Source organism: Pseudoalteromonas sp. T1lg122 (assembly GCF_002964825.1).
GTDB classification, from domain to species: Bacteria; Pseudomonadota; Gammaproteobacteria; order Enterobacterales; family Alteromonadaceae; genus Pseudoalteromonas; species Pseudoalteromonas gelatinilytica.
The window spans coordinates 291,016-314,340 of the sequence record NZ_PQCG01000032.1; the positions used below are offsets into that span (position 1 = coordinate 291,016).

Consider the following 23,325-nt stretch of genomic DNA (forward strand, 5'->3'; position numbering starts at 1 on the left):
CCCTTCGCTAACATGAGTAATTAGCATCGAGTATAAAGAACAAATGTAGAGACTTTGTGTAGAAAAAGTGGTGCTTTTATAGAGTGACTAGGATGCGCATGCCAAAAAATAGACATTTATAGTATATTCATTATTGGCTATTACATTTTACTATTACATCTATGAAGTTAATTCACAAACTCTTAATTACTAATCTTATTATTACGTTATTGCTGGTACTGACCATGTTTGGTCTGAACGCAATTACCAATAAGCGTATGCTCAATAATGTGTTTGAAGATATAGATAACGAAGCATTTAACCGTATAGCCACTGAAATTAGCCAGCAGTATCAGCAAACGGGTTCGATTGGCATGTTTATCGATTCTAAAGCCCTGTGGTATGAGCTAATTAACCGCAATTTTCATTCAAGCCGTTTATTATTTTCTCCCAATAGCCCAAAACCAATAGAGCCCGGCCCTTTTACACAAGATGGCCCTCCCGAAAAGCATATGCAAAATGAGGCTATGCCACCCCCTGATGATTTTGGTGTGCCACCATCGTTCGATCAAGCACCTGAATTTGACCCATCAACTGAGTTTAACGAGCTTGCAAACTTTGCTGACATGCGTGAGCCACCGCCTCGTAATAAACCCATGGCTGATGACTTTATACCCTTTGAAAAACGCCTAAGTTTACTTGATGCAAAAGGCGAAATACTGATTGCTGGCAATACCGAAACTGAGGTCGTGAACGAGCAAGAAATCACTCACAATGGTGACGTTGTTGCAGTGCTTCAGCTGCATGCTAACCGCAGTCATGTTAGCGCACTGACTCAGCATTACCTTAATACCCAAATTAATATCAGTTTGTGGACAGCAGGGATTGGTTTATTAATTGCGTTATTGTTTAGTTACTTACTCGCACGTCATTTTACTAACCCAATTTCGCAGCTGAAAAAAGGCGCAAAAGCCCTTGCAGAACGAGAGTTTGAGACAAAAATAACCGTCAACAGTAGTGATGAATTTGCGACCTTAGCGGATGATTTTAATCGTATTGCCACAGAGCTCAGACGCTTTGAATCGCAGCAAAGCCAATGGCTCATGGATATTTCTCATGAGTTGCGCACGCCTTTAACTATTTTAGAGGGTGAACTAGAGGCTATTAACGATGGCATTATTGAACCAAATCAAAAAGCAATAATCTCACTGCAAGAAGAAGTGGCGCTGTTAAGCCGACTTGTCAACGACTTACATAAAGTCAGCTCACTCGACAGACACAGCTTTAACTATCACATGGAAGCCATTGATTTTAATGCCTTGGTAGCCCTACAAGCGCATAAGTATGCGTTTAAATTTCAATCCAAAAACATCACGCTTAATGCCACCTTACCAGAGCAAACGGTAATGGTTTTGGCTGACCAAAATCGTATTACGCAAGTATTACAAAACATATTAGAAAATAATTTACGCTATACAGATGAACAGCAAAAAGTCTGGTTAGATTTAACGGTGTCTAACCATCATGTATTTTTGTCGATAGAAGATTCAGGCCCCGGTGTTCCTGATGAGGCCCTTGAAAAACTATTTGATCGTTTATATCGCACCGATAGTTCTCGTAACAGAAAAACCGGCGGTTTTGGCTTAGGCTTGGCAATTTGCCAAACAATTGTTGAAGCCCACCAAGGAAAAATAAATGCAACTAAAAGCCGTTTAGGCGGTCTGTGTATAACGTTAAAACTCCCGCTTGCAGAGGCGCACTAATATGTCAGAAACCTTAGCTAAACAGCATATTCTCGTTATTGAAGATGAAGTTAAAATTGCCGAATTAATAGAAAAGTATTTATATCTTGAAGGGTTTAAAACAAGCCTAATTCACGAAGGCAACTGCGCACTGGATGCTGTTAATGAGCTAAACCCTGATTTGATTATTCTCGATATCATGCTGCCAGGCACAAATGGCATCGAGTTGTGCAGCAAGATAAGACAATACAGTGATGTGCCTATTATTATGCTTACAGCACGGGTCGAAGAAATTGATCACTTAATTGGTTTTGATGTGGGTGCCGATGACTATGTTACTAAACCATTCAAACCAAAAGAGTTAATGGCGCGTGTGAAAGCCATTTTAAAACGACGCCGAATGCCAACTAACAAACCGAGTACATTCACAGCAGGCAATATTATTGTTGATCCGAGCGAATACAAAGTACTGGTAAAAAATGAAGAACTGAAACTTACAATTAATGAATTTAGTTTATTAAAAATATTAATTGCCTCACCTAATAAAGTTTTTTCACGCCAAGATTTACTGACCATGACCCAAGGGAAGTACTTTGAGAGTTACGAGCGCAGTATTGATTCACACATTAAAAACTTGCGTAAAAAGCTGATTCAAGCCGACCCTGATAGCCATTACATTGAGTCAATTTATGGCGTGGGATATAAATTTAAAATTTAAACAACCTTTTTCACACTTGCGACGACTAACTAAATAACATAACCCATTAGGACATCATTATGAATTTAGTACGCATCAGCGCAAGTGCACTCTTAATCACAGCCACTACAGCGTGTATCGGCCTCTCAAATGCCAGTACAGCACACAACCAAGGTGATTATCGTGTTATCACTTTTAAAGACTGTAAAAAGATAAGCGAAAGTACCCTCAATAACGAACAGATTGCTGCATACCTAGAGCTTGAACGTGAGCAGGTAAAACTAGAAGCACTTGAGCAACCTATTAGTGACATTGAGCTACAAGTTACTGAGTACTCTAAGCAAATAGAAGCAATCACTGAAGAAGCAGTAATTGAAGACGAAAACCATCTGCGAATTAATAAAAGCTTATTAAAAGAGCAAGATAAGTTGGCTAAAGAGCTCAATAAACTTATGGCTGCTCATGATGCCGATTTTAAAGCACTGGAACAGCAAGCAAAGTTAATTGAACATGCCGCTAAGCAGTTTGATAAAACTATGAAGCCTTTGATGGAACAAGGTGAGTCAACCCATCTACAAATTTTAGCGCCGGGTGAAGAGGAAAAACCTGGGTGTTTTTACACTATCTAAAGTACGTTGCCAAGATGTGCATAAAGTTTCGCATGTGATTGACGAATGTCTTCTTTATGCACTTGCTTATACCATTTTAGAGCCTGCTCTGGCTTGCCTGCTTGCCAATTAATTTCAGCTAGCCGTAATGTATAAATGGCAATCACATGGCGATCTGAGTCTGAGTCCATGTACTTAAGAGACTGAGTATAAACAGCGTCAGCTTGCTCATAATTTGCCAGCAGTTGGTGGGTACGCGCTAAATTACCTAAAGCGACAGAGATTTTGCGATTATGGTTGGTTTTTAAAATCCAATCAGCGGCGATTTGTCGGCTTGCAAGTGCGCCATCTACATCACCTAATGAATGAAAAACACTGGCTTTATTCGAAGCCAGTTCAAAGTGAAAAATGGGATCTTTGCTTTTTCCAAAGCGACGCTCTGCCCTATCAAGTATATGCAGTGCCGTTTCTTTGTTGCCAAACACGTATTGCAAATTAGCCAATTCAACCATGCGCATAGGGTTACCAAAAGAGTCAAAGATTGCTTGCAGTTTTTCAAATGCTTTAGTGGCATATTTACGACCTGTTTCAAAGTCGCCTAAATAATGCATTGATTTAGCGTAATAAAAGTAAACTTGCACTTGAAAGACAACAGGCAATTCTTCACTTGAAATGAAGGGCTCAGTGCTATCTTTCAAGGTCTGAAATTCCATTTTGTCGTAGAAATAATCAAACTGATAAGATTTAATCTCATACCAACGCGCAGAGCCCAACTCACTACTTGCAAGCTCTGATTAATGTAATCTAAGCAACTAATTTGTGGTTGTTGCTCACAAAACATCTCATGATCACTAAAGTTTTCAGAGGCGCTGACATTAAGGCAAGATAATCCTAGTAATAACAAGGCTAACTTTTTTTTCATTCACTATTTTCTCAGTGATAACTCACTCAGAAAACTAACAAAATTTAATGCTTTGTAACAGTATTTTTTAATTAAATTGATAAGTGTAACCCAGTACTAAGTTTTGATCTGAGCCATAATCACTGTCTTCTGTTGCAGCAAAAAGCTTGAAACTTTGTTGTTTATCAAATTGATAACTTGCACCAATGGCTGCGAAATAACCTGAATAATCGTTAGAACCTACCGAATACGCTGCTGCAGTCATTAATGTCCATTTTTCGGATAATGGCTTTAAAGCAAACGCCCCCAAATAACCACCATCACTACTGTTTGGAATAAGCACCCAACCTTCAGGGCCAGGTATTTCTGTTGTTAAACACGCCCCTTGCCCTGCTAAACACGCAATTTCACCATCAACATGGCTATAACCACCCATAGCGAAAATTTGCCAACCATAGGGCGCAATATCAAAGTAACTCAGTGGCATAAAAGTGCCAACACTATAGGTTGTGCGCTCAGCTCCTTGATCATAACTTTGCTTACCAAAGTTAAAATTAACAATGCCAATATCAAATAGCCACGAGCCACCAACACGCCATTCATCACCATTGGCACTCACACTGGCATTAAGCTTTTTTACTGCTCCCAAACTTAGCGAACCGGTGATCCTTAATTCATCTGAATAACTTGCACCAAACTGAGTAACGACCTTGGTGGGATCTTCACTCAGTTTAGTTTGTTCACCCGAAGCGGTTTGTGCTGCTGATGCGCTAAACACTGAAATTACCGATAAAGCAGCCAGTGCTGCTTTTTTACCTAATACCATATTAACGTCCTTTTAGTTTGACTGAGTCACAATTCATAATAACTGTGTATTAGGTAAATAAAAGTGTTTATTTTATGTTCGCTTACAATTTTAGCTACAACGCAGCAATACACTCCACTTCAACCTTTGCGCCAAGTGCCAAGCCGCTAGCTGCAAAAGCACTTCTGGCGGGTAACTTAGTAAAAAATGGCGTGTAGGCTTGATTGGCTAAAGGCCAGTCTTTTATATCTGCCAACATAAGGGTGCATTTAACAACATCGTTAAAATCTAAATTGTGATCTTGCAAAACAAAGCCAATGTTTTTCATTGCCTGCGTCATTTGGGTGCTGATGTCATTGCCTGCCAACGCCATGGTGGTTGGCAAGTTGCCTAATTGCCCCGATAAAAATAATAACCCAGCCGCTTCACGCGCCATCACAAACGGTAATTTTTCATTATCACCTAAGTGGATAAATTGGCCATTTTTAATTACATGAACAATGTTTTGGCTATTGCTGATTTTAATACTTGGGTCACTGTTAAGTACCACAAGATTCGCCGTTTTACCTGCCTTTATTGAACCAGTTTGCTTCTCAATGCCAATCACTTTTGCACCATTAATGGTTGCAGCCTGTAAAGCTTCTAAAGGTGTTAAACCTGCCCGTTCAACTAATAATTGCATTTCATGGTGTACCATAGGCATCACTGTATTAAACCTATCACTGGTCACATCGGTACCTGCAGCAATAGTTACACCGGCTTGATGAGCCAATTGCGTAAACAGCCCGCCCCACTCATTGAGCAATAATCCTTTTTCACCACGAGAGGCTTTGGTTTTATCAAAGACCGTTAAAGTTGAGTCTAGAATTGTGCCCTTATTTTTCATCTGTTTTATAAGTGATTGATAAGCTTCTAGTTGCTTTGCATCGCTTTTTTGCTGCTCTGTTAAGGCGACATTTTTACGGCGCATATCATAGAAGTTTTCAATTACTTGCGCGGCAAAATCGGCAGCATGTGAAATTGTTTCAACCCCACCATTAACCGCTTCAAGCGGTGTTGCTGGGCCAATAAAAGCATGCGACCACACCTTGAGGTCATGATTTTTAGCAGCTTGAGATAACTTTGCTACCATTGCTCCTGGCACATTTGCATAAATTTTGATGCCGGTTGCCCCCAGCCCTTTGCTACGCAGCATAATGGCATCAAAGTCACTGTGTTCATCAACGGCACGCATCCAGTCCACAGCACCGGGGATTTCACCTTTTGCAGAGGCGACTGTGCGAGGGTCAGAAAAGAACGCTTTACCACCAATAATCACAGAATAATAAATATCCGGTGATTGAATAATATCGTTATCGGCTCGTCTTTTAAGTGAGCTCAAAGCACGGGTATCGCCGCCCATATCGCGCACACTTGTTACACCACCCTGTAAAAGCTGACGCAAGCGAGTGCGTGTGATTTCATCGTTATCTGAATCGTCAGGCGAAGTAGCATGGTGCACATGAGTATCGATTAAACCGGGTATGACATACTTTCCTGCTAAATCGATTTTAATGACATCATCGGCAAAGCGACGAGAGTTTGCAGGAACAATTTGTTTGATTTTGTCATCTTCTATGATGATGGTTTGTGCTTTATTAACCGACAAGGCTTCGACGTCGATTAGGTTCACATTTTGTAATGCAATGGTTTGTGCCATCACCGACGACGATAATGCCAATGCAATGCTAGCAAGTAATCTGTTGATGCCCGATTTCATAATAACCTCTTATTCTTGTTTTAACCCCCAACTTACACCTGAATTGCTTGGTTTTACATCTCACAAAAGTTTATAGTGTATGAACTTATAGTTTAAAAATAATAACAATGAACAAACTAGAAGCCGTCAGGGCAATATGCTTAGTTGCTGAATATCAAAGCTTTACTCAGGCATCTAAGCAGATGCAGCTGTCTACCACCATGGTTAGCCGCTACGTTAAACAGTTAGAGCAAAACTTAGGCTGCTTGCTGCTAAAACGAAACACCCGCAAAGTTTGCTTAACCGATGCAGGCCAAAACTATGTTCTGCAAATGAAGCCATTGCTGAATAAATTTAATGAAGTTGATGCTGAGCTTAGCGGGCTTAGTCAAACGCCTAGTGGTAAGCTAGCTATTTCAGCCAGTATTGAATTTGGTTGCCAATATTTAGCACCTTTGGTTAGTCAATATCAGCATGATTTCCCTGATGTGAAATTAGATATTGTATTGTCTAATACGCCTGTTGATTTATTTGATAGCCAAATTGATCTGGCATTTAGAGTTGCTCCTTCATTACCTGATGCCAGCCACATAGCGCAGACGGTTTGCCATTCATCATTATCTTTATGGGCCAGTCCTGCCTACTTAAAAAAACATGGCACGCCAACAGATATTGCGGCTTTATCTGAACATAGATTACTGTTTTTCAGTCATCATATTCGTCATGACCAATGGATATTTTTGCTAGATGGTCAGCATGTTTGCCGCAAATTTAACTGGGCAATGACCTCTAATAATGGCCGATTTTTAAATGAAGCAGCGGCAGCGGGTGATGGGATAATTCAAGCGCCTCGTTATTCAGTCGCCCCGTTTATAAAGTCAGGCGAATTAGTCGAGGTGTTAGCAGAGCACACCCTAAAACCATTAACGATTGCTGCGGTTTATCCGCATAGGTATGCACTGTCAAATCGGGTGAAATCATTTGTTGAGCTGGCTAAACACTACTTTAGCCAGCATCCGATCCCTTAAAGAAGGAGTAAACTACCTAAACCTAGGAAGGTAACAAAACCGACGATATCGGTGACTGTGGTCAGAATAACTGAGCCTGAAAGGGCTGGATCGATTTTAAGCTTATCTAAAATCGATGGGATCACCACCCCAGATAATGAAGCAGCCACTAAGTTAAGTAAGATAGCGATAGTGATGGTTAAACTTAACATGCCATCGTTGAACCAAAAATAAGTAAGCACACCAATCACAAAGGCCCAAACACAGCCGTTTAACGCCCCTACTCTAAGCTCTTTTTTCAGCAGCGCTTTGCGGTTAGAGTCGGTAACCTGACCGAGTGCCAAACCGCGTACAATAACCGTTAACGTCTGACTACCTGCAATACCGCCCATAGAAGCGACAACCGGCATTAATACCGCCAGCGCAACCACTTGCTCGATAGTTGCACCAAACAAACCGATAAACCAAGAGGCCAAAAACGCCGTTGCTAGATTAATACCAAGCCAAATACCGCGGTTTTTTGCCGATTTAGTGACGCTTGAGAACAGATCCTCGTCTTCACGTAGACCACCGGCTTTTGCAGCGGCTTCGTCGGTCACTTCTTGACGCAATTCATAAGCTGATGACACTGACAATCGGCCTAATAGTTTGTTGTCGGCATTCACAACAGGCATTGCCATTTGTTCACTGTGAATAACCACTTCAGCGGCTTCGTATAGGTCGTCATCAGCATGTAAAGCCGATACATCAAGGTTCGCGTAATCCAGCAGGCTGTCGTTATCATTGGCTTTAAATAAAGCATTGATAGCCACTTCACCAATGAGAGTGCCCTTACGGCTGACTAGATAAATCACCTCGGTATATTGCGGTAAGCCTTTTTGAAAAATTTTACGCGCGCCTGCCACTGTGAGTTTTTCTGACACTTTTAGCGCATCAAAATCGAGCCAGTGACCTAACTGCTCTGGATTATATTGCTGTGCAAGGTCGTACTGTTTTGTTTGAACTTCATCGAGTTGTCTGCGTGCATAATCAACAAAGCGCTCAGGAATAATTTCTTCAAGTTCAAGTAACTCTTCTACGCTCACTTCGTCAAGTAACTTAAAGCCTTCGGTTTCATCTAGACTTTGCAATAACCAACGACAGCTATCGCCACCTAGGTTAATGAAGATTTCATGTTGTGTATCTTCATCAAGTAATTGCCATATTTCTAAACGCTGCTCTTTAGGTAACGCTTCGAACAATAACGATAAATGTTCAGTAGAAAGCTTTTCTTTAGCATCAGCAAGTAACTTATTTTTGCGTGTTGTGGTGTCACACTGAAGCAAGTCATCAATTAACTGGGGAAGTTGGTCAACTGGATACTCAATCATTTGAGACCTCGGTTAATTACATCAATAACAATAGTCTAACGCAGCTGGCAAAAAATAACTGCTCTGAAAAGGTATATTTTTCTTAACATGAAACCAAGGCAACTTTTTAAAGCGAGTAAACAAGTAAAAATTCTATGTACACTATGGCTGAACAAACAAAATACAATTAAGATCTATTCTCATTCGTATTTTGATGCTACTATCTCGCCAATTTCCAAAAATAATTAATGCGAGTTTCCATATGGGTAACAAAATAAAGTATTTATCATTAGCAGTGGCGCTAGCACTCACGGGGTGCGGTAGTTCAGATGGCAACAAGGCTCCAGAGTTTACAAGCAGTAGCGCCTTTACCTTAAGCGAAGATAGCAGTCTTACAGGTCAACTAACTACTAGCGATGACGATTCAGTAAGCTATTCACTTGGCTCTGCAGCAAGTAACGGACTATTTTCATTAAATGCTGATGGCAGCTTTAGTTATACCCCAAAAGAAAACTTTGCAGGCCAAGACACGGTAACTGTTACTGCCACAGACGGCAGCTTAAGCACAGATGCAGTGCTTACTTTTACGGTTAATAACGTTAACGATGCCCCAGTACTTGTGAGTCAATCAATTTCTGTAACTACCTCGACTACAACAGAAGGTGCATTAACTTTTAATGATGTTGACGGCGATACTGTAACTGTGTCTTTAGTGACTCCTCCAGCCAACGGTACCCTAACCCTAGATGAACAAACGGGGGCATTTACATTTACCGCAGAAACGCTGTCAGAAATTAACGACAGTTTTGTCATTGAATTTACCGATGGCATTATTAGCTCGCCTATTAGCGCGACGATTGAATTAAAACCTTCGTATGTCACTAACGAAGATAAACTCAATTATTACTACAGCTCAAATAAATCGCATCTAAAACAAGCTGAGACAATCGGTGAAAACATTAACGATGATGCTTATATGAGTGACGTTAATGCATCTTTGGCCATTGGTTATCTATTAGCTGGTTTCGACCAAAAAGCGATAGAATACTTTGATAAAATCATAACCTTAAGCGACAAAGCAAACGCATACCGATTAACCGCACAAAAGTTTGATGCTCTAGGTGTTGCAGAACAAGCAACCTCTTACCGAGACCTCGCAGTAACCACTTATAATCAATATATTGCAAGCATAGGTGTTGAGAACCTAACATCTAGCGATGCCGCATTTTATTCGTATATTGCTAATGAATATAAAGATTCTGGTGAATTTACTCGCGCCGCAGAGCTTTATAAAACATTAGAGTTGTACGCCGATAGTGTTAGACAAGAGAACTACACAACAGTTTATGGTCGTTTATTAACAGCATTTAGCAACGCTTCTAGTTCTGCTGTAGAAAGGTATTTAGCAGAGCCAAACGAAACAAATAAAGCGCTCGCTTCTGAGATAATTAAAACGTACGGTGAAGCTATTACCAAAACAGGCTACCAGTACGTTAGCAGTGGTGAATATAAAGGTGAAAAAACCGACAGATTGAAGTCTTATTATGTTCAAGGTGTTATTGAACTGTCGATGCAAGTTAATGATATTGAGACTGCTAAATATTACGCTAACTATGCATTATCACTATTTGGTCATACTGATTTTGACAGCAACTATTCATTTAGTGCAGCAACAAACTCTGCGGTAACACTTGCTACTTATCAATCACCTTTAGAACAATTAACAGCCTATATTGGCAGTTTGTACGATATCGATTTTGCACAGAATCCTGCTTTTAATTTAATTTCGACTGAAAAAGACCAAACTGATGCACGAGAGAAGTCTTATGCTTATCAAATTGCAAACAAAGTTATTGCTGGATTTAGCGTTGCAGATGCAATTGCAGATGCTAAAAATTACTTTATTGAACAAGATAATAATAACGTAACTAGCTTATATTGGGCTATGGCTGATGGTACAACCTCATCGGGTGCTGCCTCTATTGTTTATAGTTATGGCTACCCTGAGCTTGGTTTAGCGCTTTTAGACGAAGCAAGTAAAGTTATGTTTACCGAAGCCTATTTTGATCAACAGTCCTTAATAACCTCACACCGTAGAACAGGTTGGCAGGGCTGTGCTCGCCATATTTCACTGGATTTATTAATGGGCAGCGAAGAGCAAGCAAAAAGCCATGCCCTGCAATGTACTCAGTGGATGGAAGCAAATTCAGGAAAGCTATCTACAGAGCTTGATATTAAAGGTTATAGCGAATTAATTCGCACCTACAACATGGCAGGGATTAATGACAAAATACCTGAATTAGCAACTAAAATGAAGGCTGAAATTGACAAGCTGGAAAATCCTGAAAGCAAAATCCCCCATTTAGTTTCTTACTTAGGTTACCTAAACGAAAATAACCTAACTGAGCTTGCAGTAGAATGGGTGCAAGAAGCCATTACCCTTGTTTCAAGCAATGCACAATTACTTGAATTTGACGACTTTACTGACCTATTTGAAACGCTTTATTTGACCTTAGTTAGTACAGAAGAAATAGATAATTATTATTTTATTCGTGATTCATTCTTTGTATCTCTAGCTAAATACCAGTCAAATAACGAACAGTATGCTGACATTTATCAATCGATTCACAGCCAGCTTATTAGCATGTTAGATGAGTCAACCGAGTATTTATTAACTCAAGAAGATAAAGTTATTCAGGATAACGTAGAAACCTATGTATCTTTGTATACTCGTTTAGGGCAATACAGCAAAGCCGAGCAATTGATTAACTTAGATATAAATGCAGAGGCAGACAAATTAGCACTGTATGCTTTACAAGCATCTCTTGTAGCAACTAAAGATGATTTTCCGGGTAGCACAGTTGCAAGTGTTGATACTGATAACGATGGTAAACCAAACTTCTTCTTATCATCGGCAACACCTGACGCTATTAGCGACTCAGGACTCACTGCTGATACCGATGCTGACAATGATGGTATTGAAGATAGTTTAGATACTACGCCATTAGGTGAGTAAATTATTGGCAAGTACATGTTTACATGTACTTGCCTACTCTTTGCAAAAAGACAATGAATTTCATCTAATAAAATCCCAAACATAGAAACAGCGAGCCTCTAGCTGATAAACGCCCATTAATTATTTAAATTTTCTGCATAAATAACAACCACAAATACAATTGAGATCTATTTTCATTCGTATTTTAGTGGTAAAATCAGCCCACATAACACGCTAGCTTGCTGCTAGTCGTGATTAAACATCATGCAGCTGCAGTTATTACCCAAGCTTTTTACCAGATCAACAATCAGGAGTTGTCACAATGCAAATACGCTATTTATCAGCGTGTTTGATGCTTTTACTTAATGCCCCATTACATGCTAACGAAGTAAAAGAGCAAACAATTAAGCCTCTATGTGAACCAAGTAAAGATCAACACTGTAATACCGACGATATTGAACGCATTACTGTAAAAGGTCAGTACATAGGGATTGAGGTTCCTGAAGTAATTGGTCGCGCCTATCTTGATCGCAACTTTATTGAAGCAACTCCAAAAGGAAATGGCGATATTAACGAGCTAATTGGCTTACTGCCTGGCGTGTTATTAAGTGAAAGTCATTTCTCAATTGATAGTTTGGCAGAAGTCAGTGCCCCAGAAATAAGCATATCGGGTGCTAAGCCTTGGCAAACAGGTTTTATGATTGATGGCATGAACTACAACAATCGGTTAGATCCTGCTAGTTCTTCAAGGATCAGTGCATCAGAAAATGATGTCTATGGTGGTGTGCAAAGCATGAATGTTAACAGCCAATTGGTTGAATCAATTACAGTGTATGATCACAACATTCCAGCTGATTATGGTGACTTTTCTGGTGGTGTTATTGATGCCGAAACTATTTCACCTTTTTCTAAAGATACAAAGATAAGCTTAGGTGTACGTACTAACCAAAGTGATTGGGGGGAATATCACATTATCAGAGGTGAAGATAACGATAATGATAATCCGCTCGCAGAGCAAGAAGCACTTGAGCCGCCAGTATTTGAAAAAACAGATATCGATTTGATGCTGCAAAAGCGTATCAATGATAAACACGCCCTATTGTTCAATTTAAGTTACTTAAAAAGTGATATCTCTTCTATTTCATTACAAGAAATGAAAACCGAGCACAGAGAAAATATCAATGGCTTACTAAAATATAGTTATCGTGATGGTTGGGTTGATGCGCTTGATCTAACGTTCTTATACGCCCCATACAAATCACAAAGCTTCCTCGATGACGTACTAGACAGTGACTATGAAATTGATGGCGGTAATACGGGCTTTATTGCCAATCTAAGTGAAGAAACCAGTTTAGGCTTTTGGCGCAGTGAGTTTAATGCAAGCCAAAGCGATAATAACCGCAGCGCTCCAGCACATTTTTACCAATGGTTACAAGCTAAAGGCAAAGAATGGGGCCAGTATGCAGACCAAGAAACAGGTGGTGAAGACGGTTCAGTAATTTTGCTTTCTGAAATAGGTGGCTATGGCAACTTAGAGAACACTCAAACAACCTTTAACTGGCGTAATTCACTAACCCTAAACCGCAAAAACTGGGGTAAAACAGAGCATGCCATCCGTATTGGTGCTGAATTGAATCATCAAAACGTAGAACGTAATCGCGCACAAAACTATTACAAATATGATTCACCTGTGCAGTACTCTTCAAGCCAAAACTCATTAAACTGTAGCGGTTATACTATTGATTGCATTGAAGAAAGCTTTTATGTGGATTTAGACACTCTTGCCGAGCAATTAGGCGGTAGTATCGACTTTAATAACCCAGAGCACTTACTTGCCTACTCAAATAATGTAGCAAGTACGGCTCAGTATTTTAATTCACGTTTGGTCACACCCAGTGAGCAAATAGACGTAAGCTTAAATAAAGCAGCACTGTATGCTACCGATGTGATCACCTGGAAGCAGTTTGATTTTCACTTAGGCGTTAGATATGACTACGATGATTTTTTCAAAAATCACAATATCGCACCTCGTTTATCAATGGGTTATGACGTATTTAACGATGGCAATACACTGCTTACCGCGGGCTTAAATCGCTACTATGATGCAGGGCTATTAGCATACAAAATCAAGGAACAACAAAAATTTGCCTACCGTGAGTACCGCCCTATTCAAAACGGTTATTTACAGGCTTGGCTGCCATCTTCATACACGGGTAATTTCCGCTATATCTATGATGACGTGAAAAGCCCTTATGATGATGAAGTTGCACTGGGTATTCGCCATGCCACAGAAAACTTTGGCAACCTATCACTGAAATATGTGAAAAGATTTAAACATGATCAGCTTGCCCGTAATGAAGAAACCAACTTACATAATGATGGTTATAAATACATTACTATGGAAAATACTGGTACAGGTGAAAGCGAACGTTACTCAGTGTCTTGGGATGCCAAATTTGGCGATCACTCTTTGTGGGCTAATATCAGCTACAGTGAAAACTCAGAAAGTAATACTGATTACACAGCGACACCTGACAACACCCCTATTGAATCATTGGTTTATTATAAAGATCAAATCATTAGTCTATCTGAACTCAATACTATTAAAGCTAACTTTGGTCGTCCTGTTGCTGCAAACTTTGGTTGGAATACTTTTTGGACAGACAACTTATCGACTGGCTTAACAGCAACGTATTCTGGTAGCTACACCACAGCTGTGCTCGGCTCTGGTTCTAGAGTTATTGGTGTCGAAAGTGAATGTAGTGGCTGTGAAAGCATAAATACTGCTATTCCAATTTACAAAGACTATGAATATAAAGCTCGCGTGATGGTCTCGTTAAATACCAGTTGGGAGTATCAAATTACGCAAAAACAGTCATTACAATTACGTGTTGATATAAGCAACTTATTTAATGCTCGTACCTACTCTATTATTGAAGGAAAATCAGGTGTTGAACCTGGCAGAATGTTTTGGCTAGGAGTGACCTATAACTATGAATAAAGGGTTTATTTCAGTCGCTTGTTTTCTCTTTGCTTCCGTAGTTCATGCAGACACAATTCTGCGAGAACTTTATTCTATGGAGCAAAGTCAATGGCCAGCAATAATGACAGCTAAAGAGACCCCTGCTGCGCCACTGAAACCGTTAAAAGCCAAACCTTTTAACCAAAGTGATGAGATCATTGCGTTAGGTGAAAAGCTATTTAACGATACCCGTTTGTCACGAGATAACACGGTAAGCTGCGCAAGCTGTCATGAGTCTCGTTTAGCGTTTACAGATCGGCGTAAACTAGCTGTTGGTATTGATGGCCAAGTCGGTACTCGTAATACCCAAGCTATTATTGGCATTGATCATTGGCAAACATTTTTTTGGGATGGCCGAGCTAAAACAGCGACAGAGCAAGCTTTAATGCCTATCGAAAACCCCAAAGAAATGGACTCATCTATTCAGCAATCGCTTGACAAAGTAAACGCTGCTGCAGATTACCGAGTCCCTATTTTCGCAGCATTTGGTAATCAAACAATGAGCAAAGAGCAAATGGCAATAGCCATTGTTGCCTTTGAACGCACGTTTGATATTCCAGAGTCATTATTCACGCGGTTTATCGATAAAGCGCAAACCAATCCAAGTGAAGCTGTTGCACTTTTAAACGATCAACAACTTGAAGGCTTACATTTATTTAGAACCAAAGCAAAATGTATGACTTGTCATGAAGGTGCTTTACTCAGTGACAATGAATTTCATGTTACGGGGCTGCATTTTTATGGTCGAAAACTTCAAGATTTAGGACGTTTTGATGCCACCCATGACCCAGCTGATATTGGCAAGTTTAGAACACCTTCTTTGCTTGCTTTAAAGCAAAGTACCCCTTGGATGCATACTGGCTTATTTCAAGGACTAGCTGGTGTTGTTAACTTTTATAATGCTGGCGGTGCAAGACCAACGCCTAAGGGAAAGTATAAAGACGACCCAAACTTCCCTACAACCACTGACTTACTCCATAAGTTAGAGTTAGAAAAGCATGAGCGCGAAGCGCTTGTCGCCTTCTTAGAAATACTTTAAAAAAATGGATGAGAGTGACGACGCTCTCATCCACATAATTATCAATTCTTAGTTAGCTGTAATTCCAAAAAATACAACAGACAAATGCAAATGAGATCTATTATTATTTTTGTTTGAGTGATAAAATCCGTTCCGTTTTTAATATTATATGATTAACACGGGATATAAGATGAATAATAAGATCAAATACGCACCGCTAGTTATTGCGCTCGCTTTAGCAGGCTGTGGCGGTTCGCAGAGTAACAAAGCGCCAGAATTTACAAGCAGCACAGCATTTACATTAGAGGAAGATACAACATTCTCAGGTCAACTTGAGGCAACTGACGATGACTCATTAAGCTTCACACTCGCATCTGCTGCAAGCCATGGTTTATTTGCTCTTAATGCCAATGGCAGTTTCACTTATACCCCAAACGCTGACTTTGCTGGTCAAGACACAGTGACGGTCACAGCCAGTGATGGTAACTTAAATACGGATGCTGTTTTAACCTTCACAATCAATAATGTAAATGACGCTCCTGTATTAGTTAGTCAAACAGTGACGGTGACAACGTCAACGACAACACAAGGTTCATTAGTATTTAATGATGCTGATGGAGACGTAATTACTGTTGAGTTAGTAACAGCACCCGCTAATGGCACATTGCAGCTAGATAGCGACACAGGTCAGTTTACTTATGAGGCAGAAACACTCTCAGAAATAAACGACAGTTTTGAAATCGCTTTCACCGATAACAAAATAAGCGAAGCGATTACAGCTACTATTGAACTAACACCTTCATATGTGACAAATGAAGATAAACGCAATTTTTACTACAGCTCACATAAATCACACCTAAAGCAAGCAGAGGCAATCGGTAGTGAAATTAATGACGACAATTACTTAAATGAAGTAAATGCACAATTAGCTGTGGGTTATTTAATTGCTGGTTTTACTGACAAGGCTCATTTACATTTTGAAAAAATCACAACGTCTCATGAAAAAGCATCGGCATATCTTGATGCAGCAGCTAAATTAGATGAATTACAACAAAGTGATGCAGCTATTGAGTACAGAGAATTAGCTTTTACGACATACAATCAATATATTGCTGAAAAAGGGTTAGAAAACATTAGCAGTAGCGATCCGAGCTTTTATCTAACTATTTCAGATCAATACAATAGCGCTGGTCAAACTGAACACGCACAAGCCATATTAGATACTATTTCGCTTTACGCCAATAAGGTATGGACTGAAGACTACAATACAACTTACGCTAGATTTGTTTCAGCGGTAAAAAAAACAGCACTCGCTTCTGTAGAACAATATAGTACGAGCCATACCGAAGCAGTTAGAAATGCAGGCCTTGCTGTAATAAAAACCATGGCAGATCTTGCCGAAAATATTGGGTCTTATACTCAACCGTCAGGAGATTACAAAGGCCAAAGCACAGAGCGTATGCGTGCATTGTACATGAGTTGGGCTGCAGACTATTATTTAAGACTCAATGATACTGAATCTGCTAAATATTATACAAATTTGTCATTGTCATACTATGGTGTAGTTGGCTTTGATAATAGCTATAGTTTTTCAGCAAGCCCTTACGCAGAAGCAACCCTCGCAACCTATACTTATCCACTTGAAGCACTTACCGCAACGATTAAAGCCCTCTATGATGTGGAGCTGGTAAATAACCCAGCCTATCAATTGCTGACTAAGCAGGCCGATAAAGATGACGCGCTTGAATACTCTTATGCGTATGAAATCGCAAATAAATTGCAAGCAGGGCAAACTTTATCTGACGCGGTCAGTAACGCTAAGAGCTACTTTATGGAAGGTGAAACTACCAATGCTAAAAGTTTTTATCAAACCTTAACAAATGCATCTGCACAGCCAGGTGCTGCAGCCATTTTACAAACTCGTGGCGAAAATGAACTCGCATTAGAAGTCACTGATTATGCCCAAAGCATCCTAGCATCGCCTGAATATGTTTTATCTGTATCTGAATATTACATTATGGGTCAATTTGGATGTGGTGGCTTAGTTCAGTTAGCCCTTAACCTAAACAGCCCTGAAAAAGCAAAACTTTACGCAACAAGTTGCGCCGCAATGCTTGATGAGTACTTTTTAGAAAATCAAAACAACTTTTCAACAAATAGCAGTATCAGTGCTTTAACGTATCTTATTGCAACGTATGGTTTTATTGAAAACAACGAAGGTATAAGTAGTCTCGCTTCAAAACTGGATACACAAATTAGCTTATTAAGTAATAAACATGAACAAGCAGAAAAACGCTTGAAGGTACTTGGTTATTTAGTGAGAGCCGGCTTATTAGACACAGCTGTTTCGTGGTTAGAGACCAGCTTAGCCATTATTGATAGCGAAAAAGAAAATATAGATATTGAAGACTATACTGCTTTATTAGAGTCAGTTTTTGAGTCTGCTTTAAGTAATGAGTTGCTTACCACTGGGGCTTTTGAACAATATACACTTATAACGGCACTGTCTCGTTTTCAAGCAAATAACCAGCAATATACTGAAGTATATACAAATACAATTTCAGCACTGACAACATCTATCGACAAAGCAAAAGCTTATGTATTAACTCAATCAGATAAAGTAATTCAGGATAACCTAGAAACCCTTGTGGCTGTGTACGCACAATTAGGTGATGATGAATCTGTAAACCAGCTAATCAACCTTTCAGTTAATGCTGAAGCGGATAAATTACCTTTACTCACGTTACATGCAACTCTTAAAGCTCAAAGGGATGACTTTTCTGGTCAAGCAATTGCCAGTATTGATACAGATCATGACGGCAAACCCAACTTCTTTTTGCCTAATGTAACTGAACAAGCAATTTTAGAGTCTGGTCTAACGGCTGATGATGATGCTGATAATGATGGCATTTTAGATGAAAATGACATCACACCTATTGGTGAATAACACGCATAGCCCATGCAATAGCATGGGCTCTCTTACCCCTTCAATTGACTTGGCGTAAGCCCTGTCCAGCGTTTGAATGCTCGTCTGAAATTAGCAATATCATAAAATGATAAGCGCATGGCGACTTGCTCATTGCATTGCTCGCGCATGGCAAGTAGGTAAATCGCTTTGCGCTTACTTTGCTCATCATACAAGGTAGAAAAACGTACGCCATGAGCTTTTAGTTTGCGCTTGAAGGTTGCAGGGCTCATGGCAAATTGGCTGGCGACTTGGTCTAAATTTAACGCTGGATTTTGATAAATTAATCGGCTTACGGCTTCCACAAAAGTGCTATTTGCAGAATTTAATGCCGCTAGTTGCGAGTTAATTTGTGAGAACCTAAAACTACTAAACGCGGGGTTAGTCAGCCTAAGCGCGTGTTTATTTAATACCCAGCGGGTTATAGGTTTTTCAAAAGCGACTTTAAGGCCCAAATGCTGCTCGTATTCTTGGCTATGTCTGGCGCGTTTATAGGCAAACTCAAACTGACAAGGGACTCGCTCACCCGCCACTTTTTTAATAACTTGATAAAACGCAGCGCTGTAAATTTCCATAACGTACTGGCTTATTTCATCATCCAAGCCCACTGCATTTTGCAGCACAATGTAATACTGCTCGTTATGTACATAACTATAACTAAATAACAAAGGAGCTAGTTGCATGCGCAAATTGTGTAACTGCTTTAAAGCTTGGCCGATGTGCGCTGCATGTAGCACGCCTTGAGCAGCAACAGAGGTATCGTTCGCCAGCTGACTGCCTAATAAAAAGCCGCTGTCGGCAGATTTCATCAACTGCTTAAACTGCGTCAATAAGCGTACTTGCTGCGAAATACTAAACTGATGCTGCACACTCATTAAGTCTTGCTCAAACACCCCTGTGCCTCTGAGTAACTTATGCAGTGCAATGCCGCGACTTAAGGCCAGCTCCACCAGCGTGGTGATCAGTCCCTGTGCGGTGAGGTATTTGTCATCTTGATTAAGATACGGCTTCACAATGGCTGACTCTTTGTTGTTTTTGTTGTTGTAACTTAGCGTGTAAACGCGAGCTTAAACTTTGTGGTGTATCGCCTTGTATACTGCCAACTAAGGCCGCTGTTACATCTTGAAACTTTGCGTGTTTTGCACCTTCGACCTTAAAAGCACAATGACTCAGCGCCGAGGTAATTTGCGCCACCAGCTCTTTCGCTTGTACTGCGCTGGTGTTTGGCATTAGCACCATAAAGCAGTCTCCTGCATAGCGGCACACCACATCGCTAAGACGGCAATTCATCAATAAAAGCTCGCTTACTTCACCTAGTAAGCGGTCGCCTTCGATAAAGCCAAATTCAGCGTTAAAATCAGCAAAACCACGAATATCAATAGCGGCCAGTTGCAGAGGCTGTGGCTCACTTAATTGCTCTTTTAGCACTGCTTGTAAGTAATCAGCCTTGTAAAGTCCTGTTATTGAACACACTAACTCATGCTCCCGATGCTGGGCTTCACGGCGTTTTAATTGCCTATTCAGTACGTATTGCTCTTGATGCCATTGATACAGCCCAAGGCTTGTGAAAATCATGCCTATCGGCGCAGGCAATGATTCTATCCAAGTAAGCCAAGTATTGGTTGGTTGATGTAACCACTCATCAAATAAATCAAGGGAAGCTGAAAACATAAAAAGCCCAAGCCCAAGCACTAAAAAGCTGGTGACTTTGCCGGGCGGCCTCGAAATAAGCAGCGCAGCTATCCAAGTAAGTGTCATAAGCACAATGCCACCCTCGCCTAAAATATCTAACCATGCGATATCAGCAAAAGGCTTTAATTCTCCTGCTTGCGCGCTTAGCAAAAACGCAATTACAAACAGAGCAATAACGGCATTGGTTAAAAATCGATGATGAGTAAAAGGGTTATATCGCATTCTCAGTACCTAACAATAATTCACGCTGCCATGCTAACTCGTTAGCGTTTAAAGCAGCAGGGTCATATTAGCTCAATGATGTGACAGCAAAACGACAGTCAAACCTTGTTAAACCCCTTAAGCACTGTATTTACCTTAACAAGATGGGGTTATTGCAGCTCAAAAGTACTTTTAAAATCCGCTAATCACTTGTTTTTACAGGCTGTTAACGATTTTCTGTCACATTTGCGTCATTTAAGCTGCGTACTTTGCTCGTCAAACCAAGGACAACCAGGAGCAACCCCATGAAACAATTTAAAACGAAGGCGTTAGTAAGCGCCCTCGCCTTATGCCAATTTGCCGCTTACGCACAAGACGAACAAAACAGTGATGAGAAAAAAGTAAAAGTCTCTGAAGAGCTTGTTGTCTATGGCGAAATCGGTTATCGCAACCGCTCACAAGAGCTGGCACCGACGCTTGAATACTCACAAGAGTACTTTCAACGTTTTGAACCACTTACTGCTGGTGATGCATTAAAACGCGTACCGAGTGTGACGTTTTTATCGGATGTTTTAGAGTCTGATGGCGCGCGTATGCGTGGCTTAAGCCCGGCTTACACAAAGGTTCTTATTAACGGTGAAGAAGTACCTGGTGCAGGCGCTGACCGCTCATTCTTTGTTGACCGTATTCCTGCTGAGCTAATTGAGCGTGTAGAAATTATTCGTGCTTCAAGTGCAAACCGCTCTGCCGATGCCATTGCCGGTACGCTAAACATTGTATTGCGTGACGGTTACAGCCTAGATGGTGGTTACCTTCGTGCGGGTGGCCTGCGTTATGATGATGGCGAATTAAAAGAAAGCTTTGCCGGTGTTTACGGCACTGAGTTTGCTGGCGGCCGTTTATTACTTGGCGCTAACTTACAAGGCCGTTATAACCCAAAACAAAAATCAAGCCTACGCTATGGCGACAGCCCAGAGAATAACGCCAATTACAAAAGCGAAGAATTCGATAACCGTGAAGACCAAACAGACACCCGCGATGGTGACGACACCTCACTAAATGCCAGCTACGAAATTGCTTTTGATAATGGCAGCAAGTTTGATATCAGCGCAATTTGGGTTGATACCGACCGTACTGAAGATGAGCGTTCATTTGAATATGACGACCCAACAGCAATCAATAACTCAATTGTTGAAGGCGGTAACCTTGAAACCGACAACGCCAATGTGTCTTACATTGATCAAACCAACTACAACATCAACTCGGGTTATGAGTTACCCCTTTTTGGTGGCACAAGTAAATTTAAGCTTGGTTTTGCAAGCTTTGAAGAGTCTGTTTACGAGCAAGAAGTAGAAATTGATACCTCTGAGCTACCTATGGTGTTTGAGGAAGAAGAAGAAACTGTAGACCTTGATGACAAAGAATGGTCATTACAATGGCAACATAGCTTATTTGCAGGCGAGAACAAAACGATTCAATTCGGTGCCTTTGTACAAGGTAAAGAGCGCGATACTGCGGTTTATCAAGCCGAAGGTGAAAGCGAACAAAGCTTTACAAGCTGGGATCAGTTTAACCAAACACCAATGTCACTGGCAGGCTTTAACAACGAGTTTGAAGCAGCCGCCGGTGGCGTAAATAAACTCGAAGAAGACCGCCTAGATGTATTTGCACTAGTGAAGCACGAAGACCAAGACTTCTCGTGGGAGTTAGGTGTGCGCTACGAAACAACTGATTCAACCATTACTGACAAAGTAGAAGGTGTGAGCGCTAAAAGCGATTATGACTTCTTCTTACCATCGGCACATTTACGCTACAACGTCTCTGAAAATGGCCGTGTTAGTGCCTCGGTTGCACGTAGCTTACGTCGCCCTGATTTTGATTACATCACCCCAGCTCTACTTGAAAAAGAATTAGGCGATAACGACTTTTTAGGTAACCCAGACTTACAACCAGAATCATCGTGGGGTATGGACTTAGGCTATGAGTATCGCTTAGGTAAAAGCGGCGTAGTAGGACTCAACGTGTTCTACCGTGATGTCACTGACCTTATCGAAATAGCTAATACAGGCCAACAAGGCTCAGAAGGTGATGGTACTTACATTTTGCAACCGCGTAACACCGGTGATGGCAATGTAAAAGGTATCGAGCTTGATTTATCAACGCCGCTAAGCGCCATTAGCATGCCAAACACCGGGGTATTCTTTAACTACTCATGGCTTGATTCAGAAGTAGATGACACTTTCGGTAGTCGTAAATTCAACGACCAATCTGACTATGTGTTTAACGTGGGTTTTATTCAAGACCTACCTGATTTAGGCGCTTCGTTCGGTGCAACTTACCGTAAACAAGGTGATGCCTATGGCCGTATCGTGGGTGAAGAAGTGACCACACACTATGGCGCGGACCTTGAAGTATTCGTAGAAAAACGCTGGCAAGACGTCACGCTTCGTTTAGTGGGCTCAAACCTATTAGATGCAAGTAAAGACGAAACCTTTAACAAGTTCGACACGGTTGATGACCAAATCAACCGCGACTTTGACGAGTATGAATTAGAGTCTGAAGAAGCAGGCCCTGTTATTCAGTTAATGCTGCGCTACGCGTTTTAA

At 40.7% G+C, this 23,325-nt stretch carries 15 protein-coding genes; 9 read left to right on the forward strand and 6 right to left on the reverse strand.

The genetic code is table 11. The annotated features are described in order from the left end of the window. Positions 1 to 224 precede the first annotated feature (224 nt). The 3 genes from C2M33_RS13835 to C2M33_RS13845 are packed head-to-tail and all read left to right on the forward strand — an operon-like array spanning position 225 to position 3,047. Positions 225 to 1,742 carry an ATP-binding protein gene (locus tag C2M33_RS13835; RefSeq protein WP_158685587.1) on the forward strand — a complete coding sequence of 506 codons (1,518 nt, stop codon included), beginning with the start codon at positions 225 to 227 and terminating at the stop codon, positions 1,740 to 1,742. A 1-nt stretch (position 1,743) separates the two neighbouring features. Continuing rightward, a complete protein-coding gene (locus C2M33_RS13840; RefSeq protein ID WP_105174688.1) occupies positions 1,744 to 2,439 on the forward strand; it encodes a response regulator in 696 nt (231 codons plus the stop codon). A gap of 59 nt (positions 2,440 to 2,498) precedes the next feature. Then, positions 2,499 to 3,047 carry a hypothetical protein gene (locus tag C2M33_RS13845; protein WP_105174689.1) on the forward strand — a complete coding sequence of 183 codons (549 nt, stop codon included), beginning with the start codon at positions 2,499 to 2,501 and terminating at the stop codon, positions 3,045 to 3,047. Here C2M33_RS13845 and C2M33_RS13850 read toward each other — a convergent pair. The 3 genes from C2M33_RS13850 to C2M33_RS13860 form a co-directional block, all read right to left on the reverse strand. Continuing rightward, positions 3,044 to 3,739 carry a tetratricopeptide repeat protein gene (locus tag C2M33_RS13850; protein WP_158685588.1) on the reverse strand — a complete coding sequence of 232 codons (696 nt, stop codon included), beginning with the start codon at positions 3,737 to 3,739 and terminating at the stop codon, positions 3,044 to 3,046. The genes C2M33_RS13845 and C2M33_RS13850 overlap by 4 nt on opposite strands. A 276-nt stretch (positions 3,740 to 4,015) precedes the next feature. Beyond that, positions 4,016 to 4,753: a hypothetical protein gene (locus tag C2M33_RS13855; protein ID WP_199775176.1), complete on the reverse strand. Its 738-nt coding sequence runs from the start codon at positions 4,751 to 4,753 to the stop codon at positions 4,016 to 4,018. Between the two features lie 94 nt (positions 4,754 to 4,847). Next, positions 4,848 to 6,491 carry an amidohydrolase family protein gene (locus C2M33_RS13860; RefSeq protein ID WP_105174691.1) on the reverse strand — a complete coding sequence of 548 codons (1,644 nt, stop codon included), beginning with the start codon at positions 6,489 to 6,491 and terminating at the stop codon, positions 4,848 to 4,850. A gap of 107 nt (positions 6,492 to 6,598) precedes the next feature. On the opposite strand from C2M33_RS13860, the gene C2M33_RS13865 reads away from it, so the two are divergent. After that, positions 6,599 to 7,498 carry a LysR family transcriptional regulator gene (locus C2M33_RS13865; RefSeq protein WP_105174692.1) on the forward strand — a complete coding sequence of 300 codons (900 nt, stop codon included), beginning with the start codon at positions 6,599 to 6,601 and terminating at the stop codon, positions 7,496 to 7,498. Here the strand turns inward: C2M33_RS13865 and C2M33_RS13870 are convergent. Further along, positions 7,495 to 8,847 carry a magnesium transporter gene (locus C2M33_RS13870; protein ID WP_063700356.1) on the reverse strand — a complete coding sequence of 451 codons (1,353 nt, stop codon included), beginning with the start codon at positions 8,845 to 8,847 and terminating at the stop codon, positions 7,495 to 7,497. The genes C2M33_RS13865 and C2M33_RS13870 overlap by 4 nt on opposite strands. A gap of 241 nt (positions 8,848 to 9,088) precedes the next feature. Between C2M33_RS13870 and C2M33_RS13875 the strand changes: the two genes are divergently transcribed. The 4 genes from C2M33_RS13875 to C2M33_RS13890 all read left to right on the forward strand — a co-directional run bounded on the left by C2M33_RS13875 (position 9,089) and on the right by C2M33_RS13890 (position 18,808). After that, positions 9,089 to 11,842: a cadherin-like domain-containing protein gene (locus tag C2M33_RS13875; protein ID WP_158685589.1), complete on the forward strand. Its 2,754-nt coding sequence runs from the start codon at positions 9,089 to 9,091 to the stop codon at positions 11,840 to 11,842. A gap of 301 nt (positions 11,843 to 12,143) precedes the next feature. Next, a complete protein-coding gene (locus tag C2M33_RS13880; RefSeq protein WP_105174694.1) occupies positions 12,144 to 14,822 on the forward strand; it encodes a TonB-dependent receptor plug domain-containing protein in 2,679 nt (892 codons plus the stop codon). Between the two features lie 103 nt (positions 14,823 to 14,925). Next, complete coding sequence (locus C2M33_RS13885; RefSeq protein WP_233999216.1) at positions 14,926 to 15,882, forward strand: cytochrome-c peroxidase; 957 nt, start codon at positions 14,926 to 14,928, stop codon at positions 15,880 to 15,882. Between the two features lie 169 nt (positions 15,883 to 16,051). Continuing rightward, positions 16,052 to 18,808: a cadherin-like domain-containing protein gene (locus C2M33_RS13890; RefSeq protein WP_158685590.1), complete on the forward strand. Its 2,757-nt coding sequence runs from the start codon at positions 16,052 to 16,054 to the stop codon at positions 18,806 to 18,808. Between the two features lie 32 nt (positions 18,809 to 18,840). Here C2M33_RS13890 and C2M33_RS13895 read toward each other — a convergent pair whose 3' ends face one another. After that, on the reverse strand, positions 18,841 to 19,839 hold the full coding sequence (locus C2M33_RS13895) for an AraC family transcriptional regulator (protein ID WP_105174697.1): 999 nt from the start codon (positions 19,837 to 19,839) through the stop codon (positions 18,841 to 18,843). Further along, positions 19,823 to 20,740, reverse strand: coding sequence for a GGDEF domain-containing protein (locus tag C2M33_RS13900; protein WP_105174698.1), 918 nt, complete (start codon positions 20,738 to 20,740; stop codon positions 19,823 to 19,825). The genes C2M33_RS13895 and C2M33_RS13900 overlap by 17 nt, the downstream gene beginning before the upstream one ends. Before the next feature lie 284 nt (positions 20,741 to 21,024). Here C2M33_RS13900 and C2M33_RS13905 point away from each other — a divergent pair, with 284 nt between their 5' ends. Beyond that, complete coding sequence (locus C2M33_RS13905; RefSeq protein ID WP_105174699.1) at positions 21,025 to 23,325, forward strand: TonB-dependent receptor plug domain-containing protein; 2,301 nt, start codon at positions 21,025 to 21,027, stop codon at positions 23,323 to 23,325.

Coding starts and splice junctions, on each gene's coding strand:
- C2M33_RS13835 (WP_158685587.1), top strand. CDS start 225: ATGTTTGGTCTGAACGCAATTACCAATAAGCGTATGCTCAATAATGTG.
- C2M33_RS13840 (WP_105174688.1), top strand. CDS start 1,744: ATGTCAGAAACCTTAGCTAAACAGCATATTCTCGTTATTGAAGATGAA.
- C2M33_RS13845 (WP_105174689.1), top strand. CDS start 2,499: ATGAATTTAGTACGCATCAGCGCAAGTGCACTCTTAATCACAGCCACT.
- C2M33_RS13850 (WP_158685588.1), bottom strand. CDS start 3,739: ATGGAATTTCAGACCTTGAAAGATAGCACTGAGCCCTTCATTTCAAGT.
- C2M33_RS13855 (WP_199775176.1), bottom strand. CDS start 4,753: ATGGTATTAGGTAAAAAAGCAGCACTGGCTGCTTTATCGGTAATTTCA.
- C2M33_RS13860 (WP_105174691.1), bottom strand. CDS start 6,491: ATGAAATCGGGCATCAACAGATTACTTGCTAGCATTGCATTGGCATTA.
- C2M33_RS13865 (WP_105174692.1), top strand. CDS start 6,599: ATGAACAAACTAGAAGCCGTCAGGGCAATATGCTTAGTTGCTGAATAT.
- C2M33_RS13870 (WP_063700356.1), bottom strand. CDS start 8,847: ATGATTGAGTATCCAGTTGACCAACTTCCCCAGTTAATTGATGACTTG.
- C2M33_RS13875 (WP_158685589.1), top strand. CDS start 9,089: ATGGGTAACAAAATAAAGTATTTATCATTAGCAGTGGCGCTAGCACTC.
- C2M33_RS13880 (WP_105174694.1), top strand. CDS start 12,144: ATGCAAATACGCTATTTATCAGCGTGTTTGATGCTTTTACTTAATGCC.
- C2M33_RS13885 (WP_233999216.1), top strand. CDS start 14,926: ATGACAGCTAAAGAGACCCCTGCTGCGCCACTGAAACCGTTAAAAGCC.
- C2M33_RS13890 (WP_158685590.1), top strand. CDS start 16,052: ATGAATAATAAGATCAAATACGCACCGCTAGTTATTGCGCTCGCTTTA.
- C2M33_RS13900 (WP_105174698.1), bottom strand. CDS start 20,740: ATGCGATATAACCCTTTTACTCATCATCGATTTTTAACCAATGCCGTT.
- C2M33_RS13905 (WP_105174699.1), top strand. CDS start 21,025: ATGAAACAATTTAAAACGAAGGCGTTAGTAAGCGCCCTCGCCTTATGC.